This is a genomic window from Candidimonas sp. SYP-B2681 (assembly GCF_003971065.1).
In the GTDB taxonomy this organism is placed as follows: Bacteria; Pseudomonadota; Gammaproteobacteria; order Burkholderiales; family Burkholderiaceae_B; genus Pollutimonas.
On the sequence record NZ_RYDV01000002.1, the window covers coordinates 60804 to 84603 of the forward strand.

Here is a 23800-nt window from a genome sequence, read left to right on the forward strand (position 1 = left end):
TCAAGTTTGGTAGGCCGCGGGCGCTTGGCCGCCCGCGATCGCGCTATATAAGCGCTTTGCTCTTCAATAAGGGCTTCAGATAGCCGCCGGTGTGGCTGGCGGGGTTGGCAGCGATGTCTTCCGGAGTGCCCTGACCGACGATTTGCCCGCCGCCGTTTCCGCCTTCCGGCCCCATGTCGATGACCCAGTCGGCGGTTTTTATCACGTCCAAGTTATGTTCGATGATCACGACCGTATTGCCGCCGTCCACGAGCTTTCTGAGTACTTCGAGCAGTAGGGCGATATCTTGAAAGTGCAAACCGGTGGTGGGTTCATCAAGAATGTATAGCGTGCGGCCGGTGCTGCGTTTAGACAGCTCCAGCGACAGCTTCACGCGCTGCGCTTCTCCACCGGATAGGGTGGTGGCGCTTTGCCCCAGACGCAGGTAAGACAGGCCTACCTCCATCAAGGTATGCAGTTTGCGCGATACCGTTGGTACCGCGTCGAAGTAGGCAAGGGCCTGTTCAACGGTCAGGTCCAGGACTTCACTGATGTTGTGACCGCGATATCGTACTTCCAGAGTTTCGCGGTTGTAGCGCTTGCCCATGCACACGTCGCAAGGCACATACATATCGGGCAGAAAGTGCATTTCCACCTTGACGACGCCGTCGCCCTGGCAGGCTTCGCAGCGGCCGCCTTTTACGTTGAATGAGAAGCGGCCTGGGTCGTAGCCGCGAGTACGCGAATCCGGCACGCCAGCAAAAAGTTCACGAATAGGGGTGAACATGCCGGTGTAGGTGGCGGGGTTGCTGCGCGGCGTGCGGCCTATGGGGCTTTGATCGACGTTGATGATTTTATCGTAGTGCGACAAGCCTTCAAGGGTGTCGTACGGCGCGGGTTCCGTCTGGGCGCGATGCAGCCGCTGTGAGACCACGGTGGCAAGTGTGTCGTTGATAAGGGTGGATTTGCCCGAACCCGATACGCCACTGATGCACACCAAACGGCCCGCCGGTATGGCGAGGTCAACCGATTTAAGATTGTTGCCGCGGCAGCCATTGAGCCTTAACCAGGGCAGGTCGCTGGTGACGGGCCGCCGGTCGGGGATGGCGATGCTGCGGGTGCCGCTTAAATACTGGCCGGTGAGCGACTGTTCGTTGGCGGCCAGCTCTTGCGGCGTGCCCTGCGCAACGATGTGACCGCCATGCTCACCGGCTCCGGGTCCCATATCCAGTACGAAGTCGGCGGACCGGATCATGTCTTCGTCGTGCTCGACCACGATAACGCTATTACCGAGGTCGCGCAGGTGCTGCAGTGTTTGAATCAGTCGGTCGTTGTCGCGCTGGTGCAGGCCGATAGATGGCTCATCCAGCACGTACATCACACCGGTAAGGCCCGAGCCTATCTGGCTGGCAAGGCGTATACGCTGCGCTTCGCCACCCGAGATCGTATCCGCGCTGCGGTCCAGCGACAGGTAGTTGAGCCCGACGTTATTCAGAAATTGCAGGCGTGCTTCGATTTCGCGCACGATGCGATCGGCGATGTCCTTTTTTGCCCCGTGCAATTCCAGGTTCTGGAACCAGACAAGACAGGCGGACAGCGACAAGGCTTCGACCTCAAAAATCGCGCGACCCCGGCGCTCGGCCGTACCGGGCTCGTTGCCGATCAAAACATGCCTGGCTTCAGGACGCAGACGTGAGCCTTCGCAAGCTGGGCAGATTGTGGTGTGCCGATATTTGCCCAGTTCTTCGCGTACGGCGCTGGAGTCGGTTTCACGCCAACGTCGTTCCAGATTCGGAATAATGCCTTCGAATGGATGCTTCTTGATCGTCGTCTTGCCTTTCTCGTTCAGATAGAGAAAAGAAATTTCTTCATCGCCTGAGCCGAATAAAACCCGTTGACGGATTTCATCAGAAAGCTCTTCGAAGGGAGTTTCAATATCGAAATCGTAGTGCGCAGCAAGGCTCGTCAATAGCGTGTGAGCAAACGCATTGCGGCGGTCCCACCCATTGATGGCACCACTGGTCAGGCTAAGGTCAGGAAAGGCCACAACGCGCTTGGGATCGAAAAAATCCACATTGCCCAAGCCATCGCACGATGGGCACGCGCCGACTGGGTTGTTGAAGCTAAACAGCCGGGGTTCAAGTTCAGTCAGGCTGTGGTGGCAGACCGGACAGGCGTATCGGCTGGAAAAGGCCTGCTCTTCGCCGGTGTCCATGTTCAGGGCAATGGCTCGCCCCTCGGCCAGTTTCAACGCGGTTTCAAAACTCTCGGCCAGCCTTTGCTGGCTTTCAGGCTTCACCCTCAGGCGATCCAGCACCACGTCGAAGTCGTGTTTTTCGGTTTTCTTCAGCGGAGCAAGGTCATCGATGCTGACCATCTCGCCGTTGACCCGTAGCCTTACAAAGCCCTGTGCCTGCAGGCTTGCGCATTCATCCTCGAAGCTGCCTTTTCGGGATCGAGCCAGCGGAGCCAGGATTGCCAGACGCGTCTCGGGTGGCCAGCTCAATACCTTGTCGACCATCTGGCTGACGCTTTGCGCTTCCAGTGCCAAGCCATGGTCCGGGCAATATGGGGTGCCGACCCGCGCGTACAATAGCCGCAGGTAATCGTGGATTTCGGTGATGGTACCCACGGTGGACCGGGGGTTATGACCCGCCGATTTCTGTTCGATGGATATCGCAGGCGATAGTCCTTCAATCAGATCGACATCGGGCTTATCCATTAGCTGCAGAAACTGCCGCGCGTAGGCTGAAAGGCTTTCTACATACCGGCGTTGTCCTTCAGCATACAAGGTGTCGAATGCCAGGGATGACTTTCCGGATCCGGACAGGCCTGTTACCACCACCAGCTTGTGGCGCGGCAAATCGACAGAAATGTTTTTGAGATTATGCGTACGGGCGCCCCGGATGCGGATCGCTTCCATCTATTTCACTAAGGTCTTTCAAAGGCTAACTTGCTACTATAGCGCGCAGCGCCATTACGTGCGCTAAAGTACTTCGCCGATTTAATTTGATACAGCGCTACATGTGGCTTTTAATTTACTGAGTTTTCGATGAACGCCCCTGGTACCCATGCTGGTAACTCGCCCCGGATCAAGCTTAAGCTGACGCCTGTAGAGCGTCGCGCCAGCATCACACTGGCCTTGCTTTTTGCTTCGCGCATGCTGGGCTTGTTTTTATTGACGCCCATTTTCGCGGTCGCCGCGCAGGCCATCCCGGGTGGTAACGATGCGGCCAAGGTGGGGCTTGCACTAGGTGCATATGGTTTGACCCAGGCTATCATGCAAATCCCATTGGGCATGGCGTCGGACCGTTTCGGTAGGCGACCAGTGATCGTTTTCGGCATGCTGCTGTTTATTGCCGGCGGCGTGATGTGCGCCCTGGCGCCGAACGTAGATTGGATTATTGCCGGACGGATCATTCAGGGTTTGGGGGCAATTTCAGCGGCAATTACGGCCTGGGTGGCGGATGCCACTCGTCCCGAAGTGCGTACGCGCGCCATGGCGCTGGTGGGTAGTTCCATCGGCATTTCCTTCGCGGTATCGCTAGTGCTTTCCCCTATGCTGGTTGGGGAATTCGGCCTGTCGGGTCTATTCTGGGCGATCAGCCTGCTAGGATTCGTCTGCCTGTTGATCGCCGCCTTCGTGGTTCCGGGCGTGCCTTTGGCGAAAGCGCCTATCGTGCAAGCCAGTCCCCGCGATGTACTGGGCCATGTGGATTTACTGCGGTTGAATTTTGGCGTGTTTTGCCTGCATTTCATTCTGATGGCCATATTTATCGTTGCTCCAGGCTTACTGGCTACCCTTGGCGGCTATGATTCGGCCCACTTATGGGAAGTGTATCTACCCGTTATTTTGCTGTCATTTGTCTTGATGGTGCCCGCAGTGTTCTACACAGAAACGCGGCATGCGCATAAAATTGCAATGGAGATCGCCGTGGCCGGCCTGGTCGTGGCGCTGGCACTGATGCCCCTGGCCAGCCACAGCTTTTTTGCTTTCGTGACGGCGCTGGTTGGCTTTTTCATTGCATTTAACATACTTGAAGCGTTGCAGCCCTCGCTGGTGTCACGGGTGGCACCGCCTGAATATAAGGGTCTGGCGCTAGGCTTCTACAATACGGCCCAATCGCTAGGGATATTTACCGGTGGGGTGGTGGGCGGCCTGCTTGCTTCGTATGATCGTGCGCCGGCCGTCTTCCTGGTTTCGGCTGCATTGGCTTTCGCCTGGTTTTTGACCGCCCGGGGATTCCGGTCGCCTCCTTGATGCGACTATTCTGATCCATCGTGATAGTACGCAGGCCTATGGAAAACGGTGTGCTTATCGTCGATAATTACATCAATGTGAAATTTTTAAAGTTAAGGGTATTGTCATGGCCTCAGTAAACAAAGTCATTCTCGTCGGTAATCTCGGACGAGACCCCGAAGTGCGCTACAGCCCCGACGGTGCGGCTATCTGTAACGTTTCCATTGCGACTACCTCGCAATGGAAAGACAAGACCTCGGGTGAAAAGCGCGAAGAAACCGAATGGCATCGCGTGGTGTTCTATAACCGCCTGGCCGAAATCGCCGGCGAATACCTTAAAAAAGGCCGTTCCGTCTATATAGAAGGGCGCCTCAAGACCCGCAAGTGGCAAGACAAGGATACCGGCGCCGATCGTTTCAGCACCGACATCGTTGCCGACCAAATGCAAATGCTGGGTGGCCGTGAAGGCGACGCCAGCATGGGCGGCGGTGGTGGCGACTATAACCAGGCACCGGCTCAGCCTCGTGCGCAGCGTCCGGCACAACCTCGTCCCTCTGCTCCGCAAGCGTCGCCAGCCGCAAATCTGGCCGATATGGACGACGACATTCCGTTCTAATTTCCACCTTTAGTACGAATGTTGTATTTATCTCGAAAACCAGCGTAACTGCTGGTTTTTTCGGTTTTTCGGTTTTTCGGTTTTTACGGTCGGTGTAACTACTACATCGATGCAATGGATATACGCTACCATCCATTTTGTTGCGTTTTTATCAGAAAAGAAGTACGGAGAAGAGAATTTATCGACTGCCGTTCATTATTTTCTCTGATGGCGAGCGTATATCTGCGACCTTAACACTTACGACTCATGTACCGAAGCGCGTGAACGGCTGACTCACGGGTTACAAACCAGTCATGATCGCCGTCAACGACGCGAAGCTCAACGTCCTCTGGTTGATACGACTTTAACTCTGAGTACAGTTTGGCAGCGGCCGGAACAACGCCAAACCGGTCGTGATCGCCGACCTCAATCCACATTGGCACAATCGACTTTGCCTCTTTATACGCGCTCATGCGGGCAGGATATAACGCCTTCGTCCAAGCTGCTTCGTCAAATTTCCCATCTTTTGTAAACTGAGGGGCCTTAAGCGCGGTCGAAAAGCTAGGTGGAAAAGGCTCATATATTGCGGGGACCAAAATGCCCGCGGCACAGAACATTTCCGGATGCGAAAGGGATAAGTTAAGTGCGCCATAGGATCCCATAGACATACCTGCTATCGATCGATTGCTTTTGTCTGGACTAATCCTATATTTGCCCTCGATATAGGGCACCACATCATCAATAAAAGCTGTTTCAGTCTTTTCGCTGTTGCCATCGACATACCAGGATACGGGCCCCAACGTAGGCATCACAATGACGGACGGCCGCAATTCTTTGCGCTGTATCAGGGTGTCGGCCGTGACCTTGATTCCACCCTCGTTCACCCAGGAAGACTCATCAACTCCCCCAGCGTGCAACATATATATGACGGGATAAGTGTCTGAGGCTTCTTTATAGCCGTCGGGTAAATATATTTTGAACTTTAGCTCTCTGCTAAGCGTGTTCGAGTTCATACTGTCCGAAATGATTTCGCTGGCGGCGAAAACATTTGGAGTTAATGCGGCCAGGACTATCGCGCAAGAGGTAATCGATAATAGTTTCGTGTTCACCTGGTGTCTCCTCAAAAAGAGCGTCCAATCCGACAAAATTACCGAAGCTTCCGCCGCCCGCCTCCATGTGACTAACCGAATTTATTAAGAAGTATCTCCTTGCGCTTCGGACCGAAGAGAAACGAGCATACGTTGTGCCTGCTCGTCAGCTGCGGCCCGGCCGATCAAAGTAGAAGCCCTGACATGAACGAAGGCCAAGCGCCGCTGTCTGAAGCATGGTTGTTGGTCGGAAGAACCGTATTAGGGATTTCCAACTCTGTTGATGTAAACAAAGCCCAGTATGACTTCGTTCTACTGGGTTTTTACTCGTTTACTTCGAGTCTTAGTCACCGGTTTGGGTCTTCCTGAGCGCAGCAGGGCGGTTGCGCTGCATTACTGCGAAACATCAACAGCCCAGTTTCGCCGCGCTCACCCTCTACAAACCGGTTCAAGCAGACCAACGGCTCCTGGCCGTACCGCGAACACGCCGCCAGCCAGCGGCTGATCTGACACGTCTCCTTCGGGTCGGATTGACGTGATGAACAGCGTTTCCAGTCCCGGCCCACCGAAGGCGCACATGGCGGGTTTTTTTACAGGAAGCGGGATGGTTCGGTCGAGCCTGCCGTCCGGGGTGAAACGATGTACGCAGCCCGCGTCGTTCCCGCAGACCCAATAGCAGCCATCGGCATCGATGGCGGCCCCATCGGGTCTACCCGGCAATGTTTTCATATCGACAAATAGTCTGCGGTTCGACGGTAAACCGGCGTCCGGGTCGTAGTCGAAAGTCCATATTGCCTGCACGGATGGATGTGAGTCAGACAGGTACATGGTGCGTCCATCGGGACTGAAGGCCAGTCCATTGGGAACGATCAGCCCATGGACGACGGGTGGATTCAGCAGCGTCGCGTTGCACGAAGCGTCTTCAAAGGTGTGGCGGTAAAGCCCCCCCACGGCCGCTGCTTTGGCCATGTCGAGGAGCATCGTGCCTGCCCAGAGTCGGCCCTGGCGATCGCAACGGCCATCGTTGAAGCGCATGCCGCTGTGTGGATGCGTTACGCTCGCTATCAGTTCAAAATCGAGTACGCCACCGTCGTGCGGCGTCAGACGAAACAGGCCGGATTGCGCAGCGGCGACCCAGCCTTCGCCGCTGCGTGCAATGCACCCGAGCATTTCAGGTGCTGTCCAGGTACTGACTGCTCCGTCGACGGAGCGCCACCGATGCAGGCGCCCGAGGGGAATATCGACCCACCAAAGTGATTGGCCGGCCGCATCCCATACGGGACTTTCTCCGGTCGAGCAACGGGCGTCAACAATGAGTTCAACGTTCAACATGTTTATTTGGTGTAGGCGAGAAGACATCGGGGCGCGTCGACGCCGCGTTCCATCGGAACGGGCGTGCAGCGGCTAAAGAACGAATGCATTCCCTGCTGTTATTGGGCGGTAATGCCCCGGGCGTCAATCAGCTTTTTCCACTTTATCGCTTCTTGGTTTACAAGTTGCACCGCATCTTCGGGCGAGCCGCCTTCCGGTTCGATGCTCAGTTCCTTCAGTTTGGCGACAATTTCATCGTCCTTCAGGGCGACATTAATCGCATCATTCAGCGTGTTGACGATGCCGTCGGGCGTGCCTTTCGGAGCGACGAGGGTATACCAGAGAAAGATTTCGAAGTCTTTAAGACCGGCTTCGCTCATGGTGGGAAGATCGGGGTACCGGCCGGAGCGTTCCAGCGTCGATATGGCCAACGCTCTTACGCGCCCTGACTCGTGGTGGGGCATGCCTTCCGGAACCAAAACCAACATCGCGTCCACTTGGCCGGAAATCAAGTCTTGCATGGCGGGCGCTCCGCCCCGGTAAGGTACATGCAACACATTGATGCCCGCGTTTTGCTTATACATCTCCATGCCAAGATGGCCGGGGGATCCAACCCCTGGCGAAGCATAGCTGCTGTTAGGGTTTGCTTTGAAATACGCGGTCAGTTCCGAAAGGTTTTTCGCCGGAACTTTGGGGTTGACGGCCATCACCGCGGGCACGCTGGCGATGTGAGCGATTGGGCGAAAATCCTTTTGCGGGTTGTAGATCAGTGCGTCTTTGTAAAGAGCCGGATTGACCGCCATGCTGGAGAGTGTTGCCAGCATCAGTGTGTAGCCATCGGCCGGAGCCGTGGCGGTTGCACTTGCGCCAATGGCTTCGGCGGCGCCAGGTTTATTCTCGATAATGACGGGCTGTTTAAGGTTGTTGCTCAGTTTATTGCCCAATAAACGACCCAAGACATCCGAGGTGCCGCCGGGCGGATAGGGAACAATGATCTTGATCGGCTTATTGGGATAATCACCGCTGGCGAAAGCGGCAGGGCTGACGGCAAGTGCCGACAACATTACTGCAGCAGCGGATAAAAAAATGCGCTTCATATGGAGTCTCCTTTTATTGTGCTTCGAATTAAAAGCTGTTTTGTTGTTTTGAGTCTTTACTTCGGTACTGCGGCTGCGATGATCAATTCAATAAGTTGGTGTGTTTTCAGCGCTTCCATGCCGGTAACGAGCGGTTGTCGTTCACTTCGTACCGCTTGCGCGAAATCGGAAATCAAGGCCTTGTGTGCCGCTGGGGAAAAGTCCATGATGCTGTCGCCGCTGCCCGATTTCCCCTCGGCTTCAACAGATATGTGCCTGCCATCATGAAAATGCACATCCAGGCGACCGCCTTGGAGTCTTGCGGTTGCTTTCAGGCAAATGATCTCGAGTGATTCGGCGCGGCCGGGATACGAGGCGGTGGTGGCTGTGATCGAGCCTGGCGCACCGTTGTCCAATGTCAGCAGGGCGGCGACATAGTCTTCGGTTTCCATGGCGTGGATGTCAGTCGTGATGACCTGGGCCGCGACGACTTGTTTGACACCTAGCAGGCTGCGAAACAGGTCGATGGCGTGAATAGCCTGTGTCAACAATACTCCCCCTCCATCTCGCGCACGGGTGCCCCGGCCGGCTGCATCGTAGTATCCGGCTTGCGAGCGCCACCAAGGTACGGTCAGCGACGCGGCTTGTATCTCGCCCAAGTCGCCGCTTGCGAGCAGCTCTCGCAATCGCTGAGCGCCAGGGCGCAGTCGATGTTGAAGGACCACGCCAAAGCGCAGGCCGCTGGATTCGGCGCGCTGGACAAGCTCCTGCGCGCGTGCAAGTGAAACCTCGAGCGGCTTCTCCACGAGGGTGTGCTTGCCGGCGGCTAAACTGCGACCCGCAATATCCAAATGGGTTGCGGCAGGTGTTGCAACGATGACCATATCGACACGTGGGTCGCTCAGAGCACGATCCAAGTCGGTGCTGGGTGTTACCCAGTTGTCGAGCGGACCCGCTGGAACTCGCGAGGGATCACGGCAAATAGCCCATCGAAGATCCAGTTCGTCGCGCAGGTCGCGCAGGCTCGCGATGTGCGGCTGTGATCCGGGGCCAAGCCCGACCAGTGCGACACCGAGTTGCTTCATTGTGTGGCTCCTCGCGCAAACGCGTCGGCTTCGAGCGCAAGCCGGCTGACGGTAAAGACGTGGGATTGGCGCATGGCGGTCTCGCTGCGGTTGCGGACGTCATCGATGAATTGGCGGAAAAATACCAGGGGTTCGTGCTGACAATTGATGTAGCGCGTGCCCTCTTTGTCGGCGAGGTAGAGGTGATCTGTGCCGGAACGGCCCGCGAGGTCCACGTATTTGCGAAGCTCCAGGCTTCCTTCGGTACCCAGTACAAACAATCGGCCATCTCCCCATGTGGGCAAACCGTCGGGCGTGAACCAGTCGACCCGGATGTACCCACGCCGGCTCCGGCTAGGCGAATGCAGCGTTATCTCGCCGAAATCCTGGAACGATTCGGGGGTGTTCGGCCCGAAATGCCCCACCGTCGCATGAACGATCTCTGCGTCTTCGGAATCGGTGAACATCATGAACTGGTCAATCTGGTGAGAGGCAATGTCGATCAGAATGCCGCCATAGGCGGAGGTGTCGAAAAACCAGTCGGGACGGATGTCGCGGTTCAAGCGGTGCGGACCCATGCCAAGCGTCTGGATGACGTCGCCAATAGCGCCGTCGGCCACAAGTCGCAAGGCGGTTTGCACCGCGGGAACCACCATACGCTCGGAAAAACATATCGAGAAGATTTTGCCGGTTTCTCGAACCGTGCGCTCGACGAGAGCGAGTTGTTCGAAGTCGATAATGCCTGGTTTGTCGGTAAGAACGTCTTTGCCGTGCCGCATTGCTTCTATTGCGATTCCAGCGCGCTCCGAAGGGATTGCTGCCGTTACGATAAGATCGATGTCAGCATCCTCCAACAGCGCCTGGCGATCCTCGATAGCAGGGATCTGGGGAAAACGTTCCTGTACGCCCTTAAGCACAAGCGGGTCGGAGGTCTGCGTCCAGTAGCCGACACAACTCGCGCCTGCCGCAAGCAGCTCTTCGATGAGGTGATAGACATGGCGATGGTCCAAGCCGATAACAGCAAACTTGATCATGGTGCTTCCTTTAATTCGCCGTTGTCCTTGCGGGCAAGAACGGGGCGAGCGGTAGCCGGTGTGTAGTCATCCACGACAAATGCGCCGCCCTGATAGTGCGAGGCCACGGGGTCGGCATGGGCGGCGATCGAACTGACTTCGTCGGCCCACCTCTCCGCATTCTGGCGCGGCGAGTAGCCAATCTCATTGGGTTCGGTCATGTCATAGTAAGCACGACTGTTGGCCGATATACCCCACACTTCGGTGTAGCCGACGTCGGTAGCCTCGATTGCACGTTGCACCAGGTGGATAAGGTCTTCAGCGCCTAGCCAGGTGCTCAGATGACGGCGATTTTCAGGGGGGCCTTGCGAGGCAGTGCCGATGCGCAGGCAAACCGACTCGATGCCGTGCTTATCCCAGTACACGCGCGCCATGCCCTCGCCCCACATCTTGGACAGGCCGTAAAAGCCGTCGGGGCGGTAACACGCCCCCCGGCGCAAGGTATGGTCCACCGGGTGCATGCCAAACGCATGGTTGGAACTGGCAAAGACGATGCGCTTGACGCGATGTCGGCGGGCGCCTTCATAGACGGCATGTAGAGCGACCAGATTGTTGTCGATGATTTCCGACAACGGTCGTTCAACGCTGGTGCCAGCCATGTGCACAAGCACGTCGACGCCCTGGAGCAGTCGGTCGACGACTCCGGGGTCACGCAGGTCGCCATGCATGACGTCTTCATTCGGGAAAAGGGGAGTCGGCACGCTGCGGCCGCCGGCGCTGCGCAGCGTATATCCGAGTTCAGGCAAGGCCTTGCGTAAGATGCGACCAAGATTGCCGGTTGCGCCGCTTAAGGCAACTGAAACAGGGGAAGTCATAATTTTCGCCGCTCTTGATGTCGATGCTTTAAAGTCTGGTTCATTGTTGCGCGAAGTATGGTTCATTGATACGCGTTGCGCTAATGCTAAATAAGTAATAGGTCTTACGGGTTTTGCAAGGGTGGGTATGGATCTTAAACAGTTGACCTCGTTTATTGCAGTAGCCGAGGAAGGGCAATTGAGCCGTGCCGCGGCCAGGCTGTGTTTATCGCAGCCTCCTCTGAGCCGTCATATCCATGCTCTGGAAGCGGAACTGGGGGCGCGTTTATTCGACCGCACTGCAACGGGGATGACGCTGACCCAGGCCGGAGTCGCCTTGCTCGATAATGCGCGCAGCATCGAGAACCTGCTTCATCAAGCCCGCGACAAAGTGCGGAAGGCGGGTCTGGGACAATCCGGGCAGATGGATGTCGGCCTCTATGGTTCAGCGATCTACGGCGCCGTTCCCCGAATACTGCGGCAGTTCAAGATTTCGCACCCGGATGTCGCCTTGAACCTGCACTACGCGCAAACGCCAGAGCAGGTAAAGGCGCTGCGCCGCAAACAGGTCCTCATCGTTTTTGAGCGGATGTTGCCTTCTGAACCGGACATTGAAGTTCTACCGGTATGCCGTGAACGGCTTTATGTCGCCATCAGCGAAGAGCACCCTTTGGCGCAGAGCGAGTGGCTGGACATCGGCGAGTTGCGAGATGAAACGTTCATCCCTGGCACCGAAGTTACGGCGGCATCGCAGCTTGTCGAAATATGTCGCAAAGCAGGGTTTGTACCGCGTATGACCCCACCTTCCAATAACATGGTGACCGCAACCTTGCTTGCCGCCGTGGGCGTTGGAGTCAGCCTTGTGCCCGAATCGATGACCCATGTGCAACTTCCGGGCGTGGTCTATCGGCCGTTGAATGTGAGCGAGTCGTACTCGATGGATTTACACTGCTTCTACCTTCAGAATAACTCCTCGCCGCTACTGGCCAGCATGCTGGAGGTCGTGCGCGGCGTTTCCGCGCCCCCGCGTGGTTAAGGCTCGTCGCCAACTATCCGGAGCCACTGATATGTTTCGCATTGAGTTGCGTTCGGGCCAGGCCCATGCCAGTCTTTTGCCCGGTTTGGGCGCTCGTATCGCGCAGTGCACCCTTGTGGGCGCTGCTGGCGCTTCACGTGCATTGTTTTTTCCGTTTGATGAAAACGCGCATGCTCCGGATGCCTGGGCCAAAGGAGGCCTCTACCCGCTGGTGCCATTTTCCGGTCGTATTGCCAATGCACAGCTCGAAGTGGATGGCCGCCGAATTCTTTTGACGCCGCATTCTGCTTCGGACCCGCATGCCTTGCATGGGATCGCGCAACGCAGGGCATGGGCCGTTGATGACGTCAGCGGGAACACCGCAAGGCTCTCTTATGCGCACGAACCCGATGCCCATTGGCCTTGGCGTTTTTTAACGCAGATGGTGGTTGAGCTAACCACCGCGACGCTCACAATCAAACTTGCGTGCCGCAATACTGACCGGTGTGCTTGGCCCGCAGGGTTGGGCCTGCATCCCTATCTACGTTGGAATGCGCACGATCGCCTAAGCTTTTCTGCACGAACTTTCTGGCCGGCGAACGCCGAGAGCGTAGGGCTTCCCGGCCCTGTCGCTCGTGGCCAGTTTCGCCCCAGCCACGAAGACTGGGCCGAACACGATTTAACGCATTTCTATCAGCATTGGCAAGGTCGGGCAGCATTGTGTGATGGCGCCGCTGGTCAGGAGCTTCGCGTGATAGCTTCGGCCTCGCTGGAACATGTCGTTCTTCATAAGCCGAAGGGCTGGCCGTATCTATGTATCGAGCCCGCAACTCACGTGCCGAATGCCTTCAACCTTGCCGCTCAAGGTGTTGCGCAGACCGGTTGCCGCTGGCTGGAACCTGACGAAACAATCGATGGGTGGGTCATGTTTACGTTGCTGGATTCACTATCGCCATGTTCGGCAGGAAATAGGTTGGAAGCAGATTGCCGGAAAATGTAAATAACCCGTCGAATAGGCCTGTTGTTTACTTTCAAGAACTCGCGTGCCATATTACCCCCCCAATGATTTTCAGGAACGAGAAAACCTATGGAAATGCATAATATCCCGTTCGGAGTCACCAAATGGGAAGAGATCGACGCAACGGTACATCCGGGTGAAACTGGTCAAGCAAGCTGGCGCACGCAATATTTCGGAGACATCCGTGCACGGATCGTCGAATATTCGCCTGGCTACCTTGCCGATCATTGGTGCAGCAAGGGGCATATTTTGTATTGTCTGGATGGCGAATTACACACCGAACTCGAGGATGGCCGCGAATTTGTACTCAAGCCGGGCATGAGTTATCAAGTTGCAGATCACGCCGAGCCGCATCGTTCATCGACGATAATGGGCGCGAAATTGTTCATCATCGATTAATTCGCTAAAGGTAAAGCGACCTTCGATTCCCCGTGGAAAATGCAACATATCAATGTAAATCGGTAGCGCCTGTATGCCCTTTCAAGGGCGTATCGTCGCGTATGGGCACGGTTTGGCGTTCAATCATGCGATGAACGCGCGGTAGTTCTGTGCCGCGGTGAAGCGCCAAAAGCCTGTCCGATAGGCCGGCATCCGCCTGGGTACGCCGCTGATGATGCCGTACATATTCCACCCAGGTGGGCACATGATAGCTCTCAACCCATATCCGGGGATTTTCAAGGTCACGCAGAAGAGACCACTGGCGTGCGCCATCGCGGATGCGGATGCGGCGGCGCTGAGCCATCGCAGTAAGAAAGGCCGGCACATCAGCCTGTTCGATTTCATAATCCACCATGACCATGATCGGGCCGCTGCGCGGTTTTAAATCCAGCCGTAGTTCGGGTTCGTGGAAGCGATCGAGCGGATCGAGGTTCAATGCGCCAAATTCGGGCAAGGCGAAGCGCAGCCCTATCAGGGCTCCAAGAACCAACACAATGCCGGCTACGATCAGCGCCGTATCAGCACCATGGATGTCCGCCACTACGCCCCACAGCCAGCTGCCTGAGGCCATGCCGCCAAACGTGGCGGTTTGATAAAGCGCGAGCGCGCGTCCTACGACCCAACGCGGGGTCGAAAGCTGCACCGTGACGTTAAAGAGCGATAAGGTCAGCACCCAGCACGCTCCGGCCGGGATGATAGCCAGACAGCTGAGCCACATATTACGGCTGAACGAGAGCACCACGACGCAAACTGCGAAACCTAGAAATGCAGCACGCACAATCGTTTCGTTGCTCCAGCTTTCGCGCACCCGCGCATTCAGCAATGCGCCTCCGATGGCGCCCGCCCCGAAACAGCCCAGCATGAACCCATAGGTGAAGGCGCCACCATCAACGAAGTCTCTGGCGACCAGTGGCAGTAAGGCCAGGATGGAGATCGCGGCCAAGCCGAAGACGAAACCCCGAAACAACACCTTTAACAGGTTGGGCGACATGGCGATATAACGCAGGCCCGCGGAGATTGCGCTGCCGAAGTCTTCCCTTGGCAGGGTGCGCACCGGCCGCAGCGGTTTCCATCGTACGAGCGCGAAGATAAGCGGTATATAACTGATGGCATTCAAGGCAAATGCGAATGCAGCCCCCGCCAAGGCGACAATCAAGCCGCCGATCGCAGGCCCGACGCTACGCATGAGGTTGTAGCTCATGGAATTCAGCGATACGGCGCCGGGCAGGTCTTCACGCGGAACGAGGTCGCCCATTGATGCCTGCCAGGACGGATTATGCAGTGCGGTGCCGCAGCCTATGAAGAAGGTGAAGGCCAGCAACAGCCAGGGGGTGAGCACTCCGGCGATCGCAAAGAGGGCGAGCCCGGCCGATACCACCATCATGATGATCTGTGCGATCAACATGATGTTACGGCGGTCGAAATTATCAGCAAGCGCACCCGCTGCCAGCGAGAAAATCATGATGGGAAGGGTGGTAGCCCCCTGTACAAGGGCGACCATGCCGTCCGAATCGGAAATTGTCGTCATGAGCCAGCCGGCTCCGACTGCCTGCACCAGGCCGCCAAGATTGGACGCAAGTGTGGCGGTCCATAGGGCGCGGAAGCTGGCGTGTCGAAACGGGGCTAAGGGGGACGCTCTTTGGGGCACCTCGGTATCTCCTGTGCAGGCCCGCTCGTTACACGAAATTTATTGTAGCAGTAGCGCATTGGATGCACTGGCTGTGTCCACCGGTGCAGGGGGACGCCATGTAAGGACGATGACCAGGCTGGAAGCGGACGTTAGCGAAGCAGGGCGTCCAGCGCATCGAGCTGCTTTTCCAAGGGAAGGCTGGCGTCCAGGACGGGCACTCGTCCGTCCTGAACCGGTATGGGACGTTTCAGCGCCTCTGTATAGGCATGCCAATTATTCAGCTTCCATTGATCGCGAGGGTCGGCCCTTCGGGCGATACGGTCCTTGCGCTCGGCCAGCGATAACTCAAGCCAGACATGGCGCAGGCGCGTGGCTGGGGGCAGCCCTAGCGCCGAGGCGGAGAAAAGCGCAGACGAGGCAAGCTCCCGGCTCCAGGGTCCAGGGAAAGCCACGTTAAGCCCAATGTCGAGCTGGTCTTTTGCGATTCGGAGCGTCGTCAAGTATTCAAGGTCGCGCACCTTTTCTTTAAACAAGGGGCTATCGCGATCGTTGGGATCCGCGCCTAACGCACGTAGCATGGCGCCCGACCAGCATTCGCTAACCACATCCTTGTCCAACACGCACCAGGCGGAAGCCTTGTCGCGCTGGCGCTGGATGAAATGATCGGTAAGGAAAGATTTGCCGGTTCCGGCGTGTCCCAATATGAAAAGTGCGGTGGGTTCAGCCATGTATACGTCCGAGTATCAAAGAAAGCATGGTACCGCTTTGGAAACCATATAAGCTAATGGAAATAAGAGGCGGGCTGGGCAAAGTCGTAGTCAGCCCGTAAGTTAAGGTCCACAGGAAATAATAAAGATATGTCTAAAGAAAAAGAAACTCATTACGGTTGGCGGGCGAAGGAAAAGGAAAGCCAAGGCTCGGTTTTTTCAACGAGGCGGGTCGCATCTTGCGCCACTGGCGCGAAGGCCCTGTCATGAAGCCATTTTTAGCGATGCCTCTGGATCATTTGGTGATCAACACCAGATTTGAAACGGATCGTGCAGCGGACCTGTTTCGTGCGCTGGGCTTTACGCTCACGCCGCAGGGCAGGCACCCCATGGGATCGGTCAATCACTTAATGGTCTTCCAGGACGATTACCTGGAATTGATTGGCTTGCCGACCGATGGTGGCAAATTACGAGAAGAAGTTCTGAATAGCCCTGTCGGCATTGATGGACTGGTGTTCAGGAGCGACGATGCAGACCGAGTGCATGCATTGCTCACCGCCGCCGGCGCGTCATTGCAGCCGCTACATGCATTTTCCCGCGCGGTCGAACTGGATGGTGAAACCTTCGAAGCGCGTTTTCGTACAGTGCGCTTTGAGTCCGACCAGTTTGAAGCCGGACGCATCTATTTCTGTCAGCACCTGACGCCAGAACTGATCTGGCGCGAACCTTGGCAGACGCACGCCAATACCGTTAGCGGCTTGGCCGGCTTATTGGTGGTCAGCCAGCAGCCTGAGGCCGACGCACTGCGATACGCGAGCGTGGCTGGCGCGGAGGTTTCTGCATTGGGCAAGCATGGCGAATGGCGCATCGACGGTGCACGTTATTCCATTGTTGTGACGACTCTGGACGAGTACTTGCGCCGCTACGGCGACCTCGCCTGCGACGCGCTAGGACGATCGTCTTTCTTTGGCGCCATTGCGCTTCGTGTACAGGATCCGGAAGCTATCAAGAATGCTTTAGTACCAGTGACGGAGGGCGTGCGCCATCGACAGGTAGAAGGACGCAGTGTCGTCGCTCTTCCTGGCTTGAATTCGCTGCTGGATTTTATCGACGGGAACGATTCCTACTAAAGCGATGCGCGCCTGGATGGCTCCGTTCTCGAGTGAATTGGCTAGCACCATGGCCCGTGTCAAGCTCTTGGTTGTTGTTTGTTAAACACAGACGTCAGCGCGAAAGCGCTAACTTTCAGAGTAATATTGGCCGCTTCCCTGCTGACGATTTTTGTACCTCTATCGAGAGGAATTCATTGATGACCGTGGTAAGCCAACCTGCCAAGCTGTTATTTTGCGGAATCCGGATATCCGCGCAAAGCGAGCCTGAATTTCAGACTGCTCAGCAGCGCTTCATGTGCTATCTGCAAGATCTCGATCTTCATCGGTATATAGAAAGCACCCATTGGCGGGACGATACCGGGCCGGTCTTCGACATCAAATTAAGGCAAGCCCACGAGCATGATCTGACCCCCGATTTTGACACGACGCTGTTGTGCCAAACGTTGCAGTTGGATACCCACGAATCCGTTGCGGATCTCGATCGTGAAATAGTGCTGGCCATGCTGGCAAGCCCTATCCATTTTGAATTCCCCAGCTTCGACGAGCTATTGTCAGCACTAAGTGTTCGAAGAAATATTGTCCAGAACGCGCGCCGTACGGCACTCGCTTTCGACACCGAACACGCCGAACGCCCCGAGGATTTCTGGACTTACGATGTGGCACGTGGCTTCACGCTAAGGCCCGGCAAGTCGTTAATAGAGGCGCTGCAAAAAACCACCCAGCCCGACCGTTCAGGCAAGCTATATTCCTTTTCCTGCTACCGGGCGACGGAATACGTTATCTTGCTGAGCATCGCGCAAGAGCTCGCCTCCTGCAACCCGGATCTTTTGATGCAGCTGCAGCAGCAATGGGAAACGCGAGCGATTATGTCGGGTCAGTTCCATGAGGTATTTCTCCATGAATATGGCTCGATGGATGAACCTTTGCCGCCCAAGTATTACGTGCCGGGCGACAGACTATGGTTTCGCAATCCTGATGAGTATTCCTCAAACGTCGAGGGCTACGAAGGTTCATGGGTGTTTTATCTGGGCGACGGACTGTTCACGAATTTCTGGAAACGGGATCAGCCTTTCACGCTGCATACGAAATGTGTCGAGCTTTTTCATTGGCGTAATGCCACGTATCACAACGCTGATGGAAAGCTGCAGATAGATGACGATGTCGTTGACGAGTGGGTGGCGAAGTCTTTGCAGGACCCGCTTGAAGTCGCATGCATCGTCGACCAAATGTTGCGGCTGCGCGATCCAGGGGGCATCTATCTTGATGGTGGCTGTATTGACGCCACACGCGAATGCGCGCGGCGACTGCGCGCCGCTACTGGTCAATTGTCGCTTCCGGGATGATGTTATTCCGTTTCTAGATCAAACGTGAACGCGAAGGCGAAGCGCCGACATTACTGGCGTAAGGCAAGCAAAGTCGACAACATGCACGCTTGATCTAAGAATGGGATTATAGAAAGTGATCGAGCAGGCGTCGGCTTGGCTTATCAAGCCGCAGCATATCGCGGATCAAGAACTGAACCCCGTGCGCGTCTGCGATCAATAACGTCACGGCCGATAGCCGCCGAATGTCTTCCTCAGCCTTCAGCAGCAACACGGCGTCGCCCCGGTTGGTTTCCACGTCCCACCGGCTGGGAGTGGCAAAGCTGGAGACGTGGCGAATGGTGCGTATTTCCGGTATGAATTCTCGGCTGGCCAGTTCTTCTTCCAACAGGCAACGAATGTCTTCCGGTATATCTTGTAAACGGTCTATCCACAACAGCTCGGTGCCGCCCGCACCCACCAGTGCAATGCCCTCGTCAGGCGCGGAAATCGGAAAGCTGCGTACCGGTGCGACGGTTTCATAGACATCGTCATCCAATTCCAGCACTAGGCGGCCGAACGGATCGCGGCGAAGCCGGAAATCTTTAGTGCTCATTTATTTATCGCTCTGATCATGCGATACCTTTATCGGTATCTTCATCCCAATCTTCATCGCTGGAATCCACCACTTCCTGGGCCAGCTGCGCCTGATAAAGTTTGAAGTAGGGGCCATTGCGCGCGATGAGGTCGTCGTGTTTGCCCACCTCGACAATTTCGCCGCGATCCAATACCACCAAGCGGTCGGCCTGGTGTAGCGTGCTGAGCCGGTGAGCAATGGAGATTGTCGTACGGCCGCGCACCAAATTGTCCAGGGCCTTCTGAATCTCTTTTTCCGTTGCCGTATCCACTGATGAAGTGGCCTCGTCGAGGATCAGGATAGGGGGGTCGATAAGCAGGGCCCTGGCGATAGAGATGCGCTGGCGCTCGCCTCCCGACAAGGCCTGGCCGCGCTCGCCAACGAGCGAGTCGTAGCCATGGGGCAGGCGCAGGATGAATTCATGGGCGTTGGCGGCGCGCGCGGCCGCAACAATTTCTTGGTGGCTCGCTTGTGGCATTCCGTAGGCAATGTTCTCGGCAATGGTGCCAAAAAACAGGAAAGGCTCCTGCAGAACCAGCCCAATATTGCGGCGGTATTCGGAGATTGGCAGCGATCGGATGTCGACCCCATCCAGACGTATCGACCCTTGCGATACATCATAGAAACGGCATATCAGGTTTACCAGGGTGCTCTTGCCCGAACCGCTATGGCCGACCAGGCCTATCATTTCCCCTGGCGCGATATCCAGGTCAATCCCCCGCATCACCGTGCGGTTGCCATACCGAAAGCCGACGTTGCGCAATTCGATGCGCCCCTTTACGTGTTCGATATGCACCGGTTTCGTAGCTTCCGGTACGCTGGAGACGTGATCCAGGATGTCGAAAATACGTTTGGCGCCGGCCGCTGCCTTTTGCGTGAAAGAAACGATCCGGCTCATGGAGTCGAGCCGGATGTAGAAGCGGCTGATGTAGGTGAGAAAGGCGGTCAGCACCCCGACTGTGATCTCGCTATCGGCTACCAGCCAAATCCCAAAGGCCCACACGACAAGCAGGCCGATCTCAGTCAACAGAGTGACAGTCGGTGAGAATAGTGACCAGATCCGGTTGACGCGATCATTGACGCCCAAATTCCGGTTGTTCGCCTCGCGAAAACGGGCGACTTCGCGGTTTTCCTGGGCAAAGGCCTTAACCACGCGTATGCCCGGTATGGTGTCGGCCAGTACGTTCGTGATTTCGGACCAGATCCGGTCGACTTTTTCGAAGCCCCGGCGCAGCCGATCCCGCACCAGATGAATCAACCAGGCGATGAATGGCAGGGGAATCAGGGTAACGACAGCCAACCACGGGTTGATGGAAATGAGGATCGCGGCGGTCATCACGATCATCAGTACATCTGTGGCGAAATCAAGCAGATGCAATGACAGGAAGACGCAGATACGATCAGATTCCGAACCAATGCGGGCGATCAGATCCCCAGTGCGTTTGCCGCCGTAATACTGTAAAGATAGCTTCTGTAGATGTTCGTAAGTGGTGGTGCGCAGGTCCGCGCCAATACGCTCACTGACCCAGGCAAGAATGTAAGTCCGGGCCCAGCCCAACACCCACGCAAGCAGCGACGACACGAACAGAGCGCCTAGATAAATTCGCACCAGACCCCAGTCGATGGGCTCGCCGTTCTGAAAGGGAATCAACACCTTATCCATCAATGGCATGGTTAGATAGGGTGCGACCAAGGCCGCCGCGGTCGAGGCCAATGTCAGCAGAAAGCCAGTCAGCAATAGCAAGCGATAGGGCTTGGCAAATCGCCAAAGTCGCAACAACGCCCACGTTGGGGGCGGCGAATGAATGGCCGACACACTGTCGGGATGCGTTTCGACTTCGCGTGCAGGGGCTGCCGCCAAGCCCAGCTTAAGGTCGCGCTGTCGATCAAAGCGCGCAATGAACCGCAGGGCCGCGGTATTGTGCCCCAAGGTATAGCGCCAGACCCCCAGGCGCGCCTTGCTATCGCGCAATTCCAGCGTACCGACGCCAGCATGGTCATGGTGAGTCATGACGAGTCCGGGACGGAATGCCCAGACTTGCCATTCGCCGTCATCGGTTTCTTTGCTTAACAGCCGCTGATCCGTTACCACCAGCAAGCCGGGGGCGAAGCGTAAATGGGAATTCAGATCAATCATGAGCCAGGAAATGACAGTTTCCCGGTCGGCAAGGGCTTCGTTCAAGGACGCGCGCCAAGAATCCGGCAAGTCGTCAGTGACGTAGCCAGTATCGGATGTTTCTATATTCATTGGATCTGCGTGACGTGTCGCCAAGAGAAGGTGCTTATAAGAGTATGGGGCGCTATTGTCACGTTGAAGGGCCGTGCTGTGTAAGGGGAAAGGCGTTTTTGTGTGGTTTTTTTGCGTCTGGCACTGTGATTTTCTTCTCTTTAGGTAAGCTTGGCAAACACTAAGCCCAATAATTGCCGTTAAATATGCGTCAGTCCCTTCATATTTATCTTCCTAGCAACATCGGCTTCATTTCAGATGCAAAAGAAAAACATAGAATTTCTCAATATGATGTATTTGCGGGGGCCAAATATATGGGCCTATCGCCCCATCATAGAGGCGTGGGTCGATATTGGCGAACTGGAAGATTTTCCCTCTAACATCATCCCGGGTTTTTACGAGCGCCTGAACGCGTGGCTGCCGACGCTGGTCGAGCATCGGTGCAGCGTCGGCGAGCGCGGGGGCTTCCTGCAGCGCTTGCGCCAGGGAACCTGGCCGGCACATATTCTCGAACACGTCACACTAGAGTTGCAAAATCTGGCTGGCATGCCCGGTGGCCTGGGGCGTGCGCGCGAGACCTCAGTGCGGGGGGTATATAAAGTCATTGTGCGCGCCTGGCACGAGGCGGTGACCAAAGCGGCGCTTTATGCCGCTCGCGATCTTGTCATGGCAGCGATACAAGACCGTCCCTACGATGTTCAGGCCGCGATTGAAACGTTACGCGAGCTTGCGGACGATTTGCGTTTGGGGCCCAGCACCGCATGCATAGTCGATGCCGCCGATGACCGCGATATTCCCTGCATCAGGTTGAGCGATGCCAATTTGGTGCAATTGGGCTATGGGGCACAGCAGCGACGCATCTGGACCGCCGAGACCGATCGAACAAGCGCAATCGCCGAGAGCATTTCAAGCGATAAGGACCTTACCAAAAGCCTGCTGGAAGCTTGTGGTGTGCCTGTGCCTGAAGGCCGTTTGGTCGATACCCCGGAAGAAGCCTGGGAGGCGGCTGAGTCGATCGGGCTACCCGTCGTGGTCAAGCCTTGCGACGGCAATCATGGCCGTGGCGTCTTTACCAACCTGACCACGCAGGCTGAAATCGAGACCGCCTATGCCGTTGCCGTCGATGAAGGCAGCGGCGTTGTCGTCGAGCGCTTCATTCGGGGCGACGAGCATCGCCTGTTAGTGGTAGGCGACCGAATGGTCGCGGCCGCGCGCGGCGATGCCGCGACGGTGACAGGCGATGGCGTCAGCACCGTCGAAGAGCTGATAGAAAGTCAGCTGAATTCCGATCCACGGCGTGGCCGCGATGAAGACCATCCGCTTAATTTCATCCGGCTCGATTCAGCTGCTCTGCTGGAACTGAAGCGCCAGAACCTCGTACGCGACTCAGTGCCACCCGTGGGAACCCAGGTCCTTATTCAACGCAACGGCAACGTTTCCATAGATGTGACCGATCTGGTGCATCCGTCTGTCGCGGCAACGGTTGCGCTGGCGGCTCGGGTGGTGGGCCTGGACATCGCCGGTGTCGATCTGGTCGCACAAGACATTTCGCAGCCGCTGGAAAGCCAGCAAGGGGCAATTGTTGAAGTCAATGCAGGCCCCGGACTGTTGATGCACCTGAAACCTGCCGCTGGCGAGCCTCGTCCGGTAGGCAAAGCCATTATTGAACATCTCTTCCCCGAGGGTGATTCAGGTTACATCCCCATCGTCGGGATAAGTGGCAGCAAAGGCAAAACGACGGTGGCCTGTCTGGTCGCACGCTTACTGCAGCTAAATGGTCAATACACAGGGCTGGCCTGCAGCTCGGGTCTTTTCTTGGCTCGCCGACACGTTCAAAAAACCGACGCGGCCAACTGGGCTGCAGGCCGCCGCGTGCTGCTTAATCGCGCCGTGCATGCAGCCGTCATCGAGAATGGGGCGCGCAGTATTTTGTGCGAAGGCCTGGCATACGAGCGTTGCAAGGTAGGCATCGTCACCAATCTAGACCCGGCTGACTCCTTCCCTGAGCTGTATGTGCATGATATTGAGCAAGTCGCCAAAGTCTTGCGAACCCAGGTTGATGTTGTGTTGCCTGATGGTGTCGCGGTGTTGAACGCCGACGACTTGACGGTGGCGGCAATGGCGTCGTTGTGCGACGGAGAAGTGATCTTCTTTGGCATGAATGCAAAGTCCACGGTTATTTCAGAGCACCTCAAGGAAGGTCGCCGTGCCGTCTTTTTGCGCCATGAACGCATCGTGCTCGCTTTGGGTAGCGATGAAGTGGTCTTAACTGACATAGCCTCGATTCCCATGACCGAGGGCGGTCAGATCACCTTCCAGATCGGCAACGTACTGGCTGCTGTCGCTGCTGCATGGGCTTTGGACATAAATCCCGATTTGATTCGCGCAGGCATCGAAACCTTTGATGTGAATCTGGTGGACTCAGTATCGGAAATCGCGGCTTCTCCAGTGGAAGCGTTGATCTGAAGCCTTCGGGCGGCTGTCAATAACATCAA

At 56.4% G+C, this 23800-nt stretch carries 19 protein-coding genes; 8 read left to right on the forward strand and 11 right to left on the reverse strand.

The annotated features are described in order from the left end of the window. Positions 1-43: 43 nt before the first annotated feature. Complete coding sequence (gene uvrA, locus EKL30_RS04915; RefSeq protein WP_126706095.1) at positions 44-2902, reverse strand: excinuclease ABC subunit UvrA; 2859 nt, start codon at positions 2900-2902, stop codon at positions 44-46. A gap of 129 nt (positions 2903-3031) precedes the next feature. On the opposite strand from uvrA, the gene EKL30_RS04920 reads away from it, so the two are divergent. Both EKL30_RS04920 and ssb read left to right on the forward strand, forming a co-directional pair. Then, entirely contained in the window at positions 3032-4240 is a 1209-nt protein-coding gene (locus tag EKL30_RS04920) for an MFS transporter (protein WP_126706096.1), read from the forward strand. Between the two features lie 106 nt (positions 4241-4346). Beyond that, on the forward strand, positions 4347-4835 hold the full coding sequence (ssb, locus tag EKL30_RS04925) for a single-stranded DNA-binding protein (protein ID WP_126706097.1): 489 nt from the start codon (positions 4347-4349) through the stop codon (positions 4833-4835). Positions 4836-5065: 230 nt separating this feature from the next. Here the strand turns inward: ssb and EKL30_RS04930 are convergent, their stop codons facing one another. The 6 genes from EKL30_RS04930 to EKL30_RS04955 form a co-directional block, all read right to left on the reverse strand. Beyond that, on the reverse strand, positions 5066-5827 hold the full coding sequence (locus EKL30_RS04930; protein ID WP_126706098.1) for an esterase family protein: 762 nt from the start codon (positions 5825-5827) through the stop codon (positions 5066-5068). Between the two features lie 504 nt (positions 5828-6331). Next, on the reverse strand, positions 6332-7234 hold the full coding sequence (locus tag EKL30_RS04935; protein ID WP_199748490.1) for an SMP-30/gluconolactonase/LRE family protein: 903 nt from the start codon (positions 7232-7234) through the stop codon (positions 6332-6334). 98 nt (positions 7235-7332) lie between these two features. Then, a complete protein-coding gene (locus EKL30_RS04940) occupies positions 7333-8310 on the reverse strand; it encodes a tripartite tricarboxylate transporter substrate binding protein (protein ID WP_126706099.1) in 978 nt (325 codons plus the stop codon). 56 nt (positions 8311-8366) lie between these two features. After that, complete coding sequence (locus EKL30_RS04945) at positions 8367-9374, reverse strand: Gfo/Idh/MocA family protein (RefSeq protein WP_126706100.1); 1008 nt, start codon at positions 9372-9374, stop codon at positions 8367-8369. Beyond that, positions 9371-10387: a Gfo/Idh/MocA family protein gene (locus EKL30_RS04950; protein WP_126706101.1), complete on the reverse strand. Its 1017-nt coding sequence runs from the start codon at positions 10385-10387 to the stop codon at positions 9371-9373. The genes EKL30_RS04945 and EKL30_RS04950 overlap by 4 nt, the downstream gene beginning before the upstream one ends. Continuing rightward, entirely contained in the window at positions 10384-11241 is an 858-nt protein-coding gene (locus EKL30_RS04955) for an NAD(P)-dependent oxidoreductase (protein ID WP_126706102.1), read from the reverse strand. Before EKL30_RS04955 ends, EKL30_RS04950 begins: the two co-directional genes overlap by 4 nt. Before the next feature lie 127 nt (positions 11242-11368). On the opposite strand from EKL30_RS04955, the gene EKL30_RS04960 reads away from it, so the two are divergent. The 3 genes from EKL30_RS04960 (at position 11369) to EKL30_RS04970 (ending at position 13652) form a co-directional block, all read left to right on the forward strand. Continuing rightward, positions 11369-12256 carry a LysR substrate-binding domain-containing protein gene (locus tag EKL30_RS04960; RefSeq protein WP_126706103.1) on the forward strand — a complete coding sequence of 296 codons (888 nt, stop codon included), beginning with the start codon at positions 11369-11371 and terminating at the stop codon, positions 12254-12256. A gap of 31 nt (positions 12257-12287) precedes the next feature. Further along, positions 12288-13235, forward strand: a complete 948-nt coding sequence (locus EKL30_RS04965) for a hypothetical protein (RefSeq protein WP_126706104.1) — start codon at positions 12288-12290, stop codon at positions 13233-13235. An 87-nt stretch (positions 13236-13322) separates the two neighbouring features. Beyond that, positions 13323-13652: a DHCW motif cupin fold protein gene (locus tag EKL30_RS04970; RefSeq protein ID WP_126706105.1), complete on the forward strand. Its 330-nt coding sequence runs from the start codon at positions 13323-13325 to the stop codon at positions 13650-13652. Positions 13653-13701: 49 nt separating this feature from the next. Here the strand turns inward: EKL30_RS04970 and EKL30_RS04975 are convergent, their stop codons facing one another. Together EKL30_RS04975 and EKL30_RS04980 are read right to left on the reverse strand one after the other, a co-directional pair. Beyond that, positions 13702-15339, reverse strand: coding sequence for an MFS transporter (locus EKL30_RS04975; RefSeq protein ID WP_126706106.1), 1638 nt, complete (start codon positions 15337-15339; stop codon positions 13702-13704). Positions 15340-15470: 131 nt separating this feature from the next. Continuing rightward, positions 15471-16049 carry an AAA family ATPase gene (locus tag EKL30_RS04980; RefSeq protein WP_126706107.1) on the reverse strand — a complete coding sequence of 193 codons (579 nt, stop codon included), beginning with the start codon at positions 16047-16049 and terminating at the stop codon, positions 15471-15473. A 245-nt stretch (positions 16050-16294) separates the two neighbouring features. On the opposite strand from EKL30_RS04980, the gene EKL30_RS04985 reads away from it, so the two are divergent. Together EKL30_RS04985 and EKL30_RS04990 are read left to right on the forward strand one after the other, a co-directional pair. Beyond that, positions 16295-17158, forward strand: a complete 864-nt coding sequence (locus EKL30_RS04985; RefSeq protein WP_126706108.1) for a VOC family protein — start codon at positions 16295-16297, stop codon at positions 17156-17158. Between the two features lie 179 nt (positions 17159-17337). Further along, positions 17338-18483 carry a hypothetical protein gene (locus EKL30_RS04990; protein WP_126706109.1) on the forward strand — a complete coding sequence of 382 codons (1146 nt, stop codon included), beginning with the start codon at positions 17338-17340 and terminating at the stop codon, positions 18481-18483. Positions 18484-18589: 106 nt separating this feature from the next. Here EKL30_RS04990 and EKL30_RS04995 read toward each other — a convergent pair whose 3' ends face one another. Next, complete coding sequence (locus EKL30_RS04995) at positions 18590-19057, reverse strand: DUF1854 domain-containing protein (protein WP_126706110.1); 468 nt, start codon at positions 19055-19057, stop codon at positions 18590-18592. 16 nt (positions 19058-19073) lie between these two features. Next, the gene (locus EKL30_RS05000) at positions 19074-21326 is read right to left on the reverse strand and encodes an ABC transporter ATP-binding protein (protein WP_126706111.1); all 2253 of its coding nucleotides are present in this window, start codon (positions 21324-21326) and stop codon (positions 19074-19076) included. Positions 21327-21563: 237 nt separating this feature from the next. Between EKL30_RS05000 and cphA the strand changes: the two genes are divergently transcribed. Further along, a complete protein-coding gene (cphA, locus tag EKL30_RS05005; RefSeq protein WP_126706112.1) occupies positions 21564-23771 on the forward strand; it encodes a cyanophycin synthetase in 2208 nt (735 codons plus the stop codon). Positions 23772-23800: the final 29 nt, after the last annotated feature.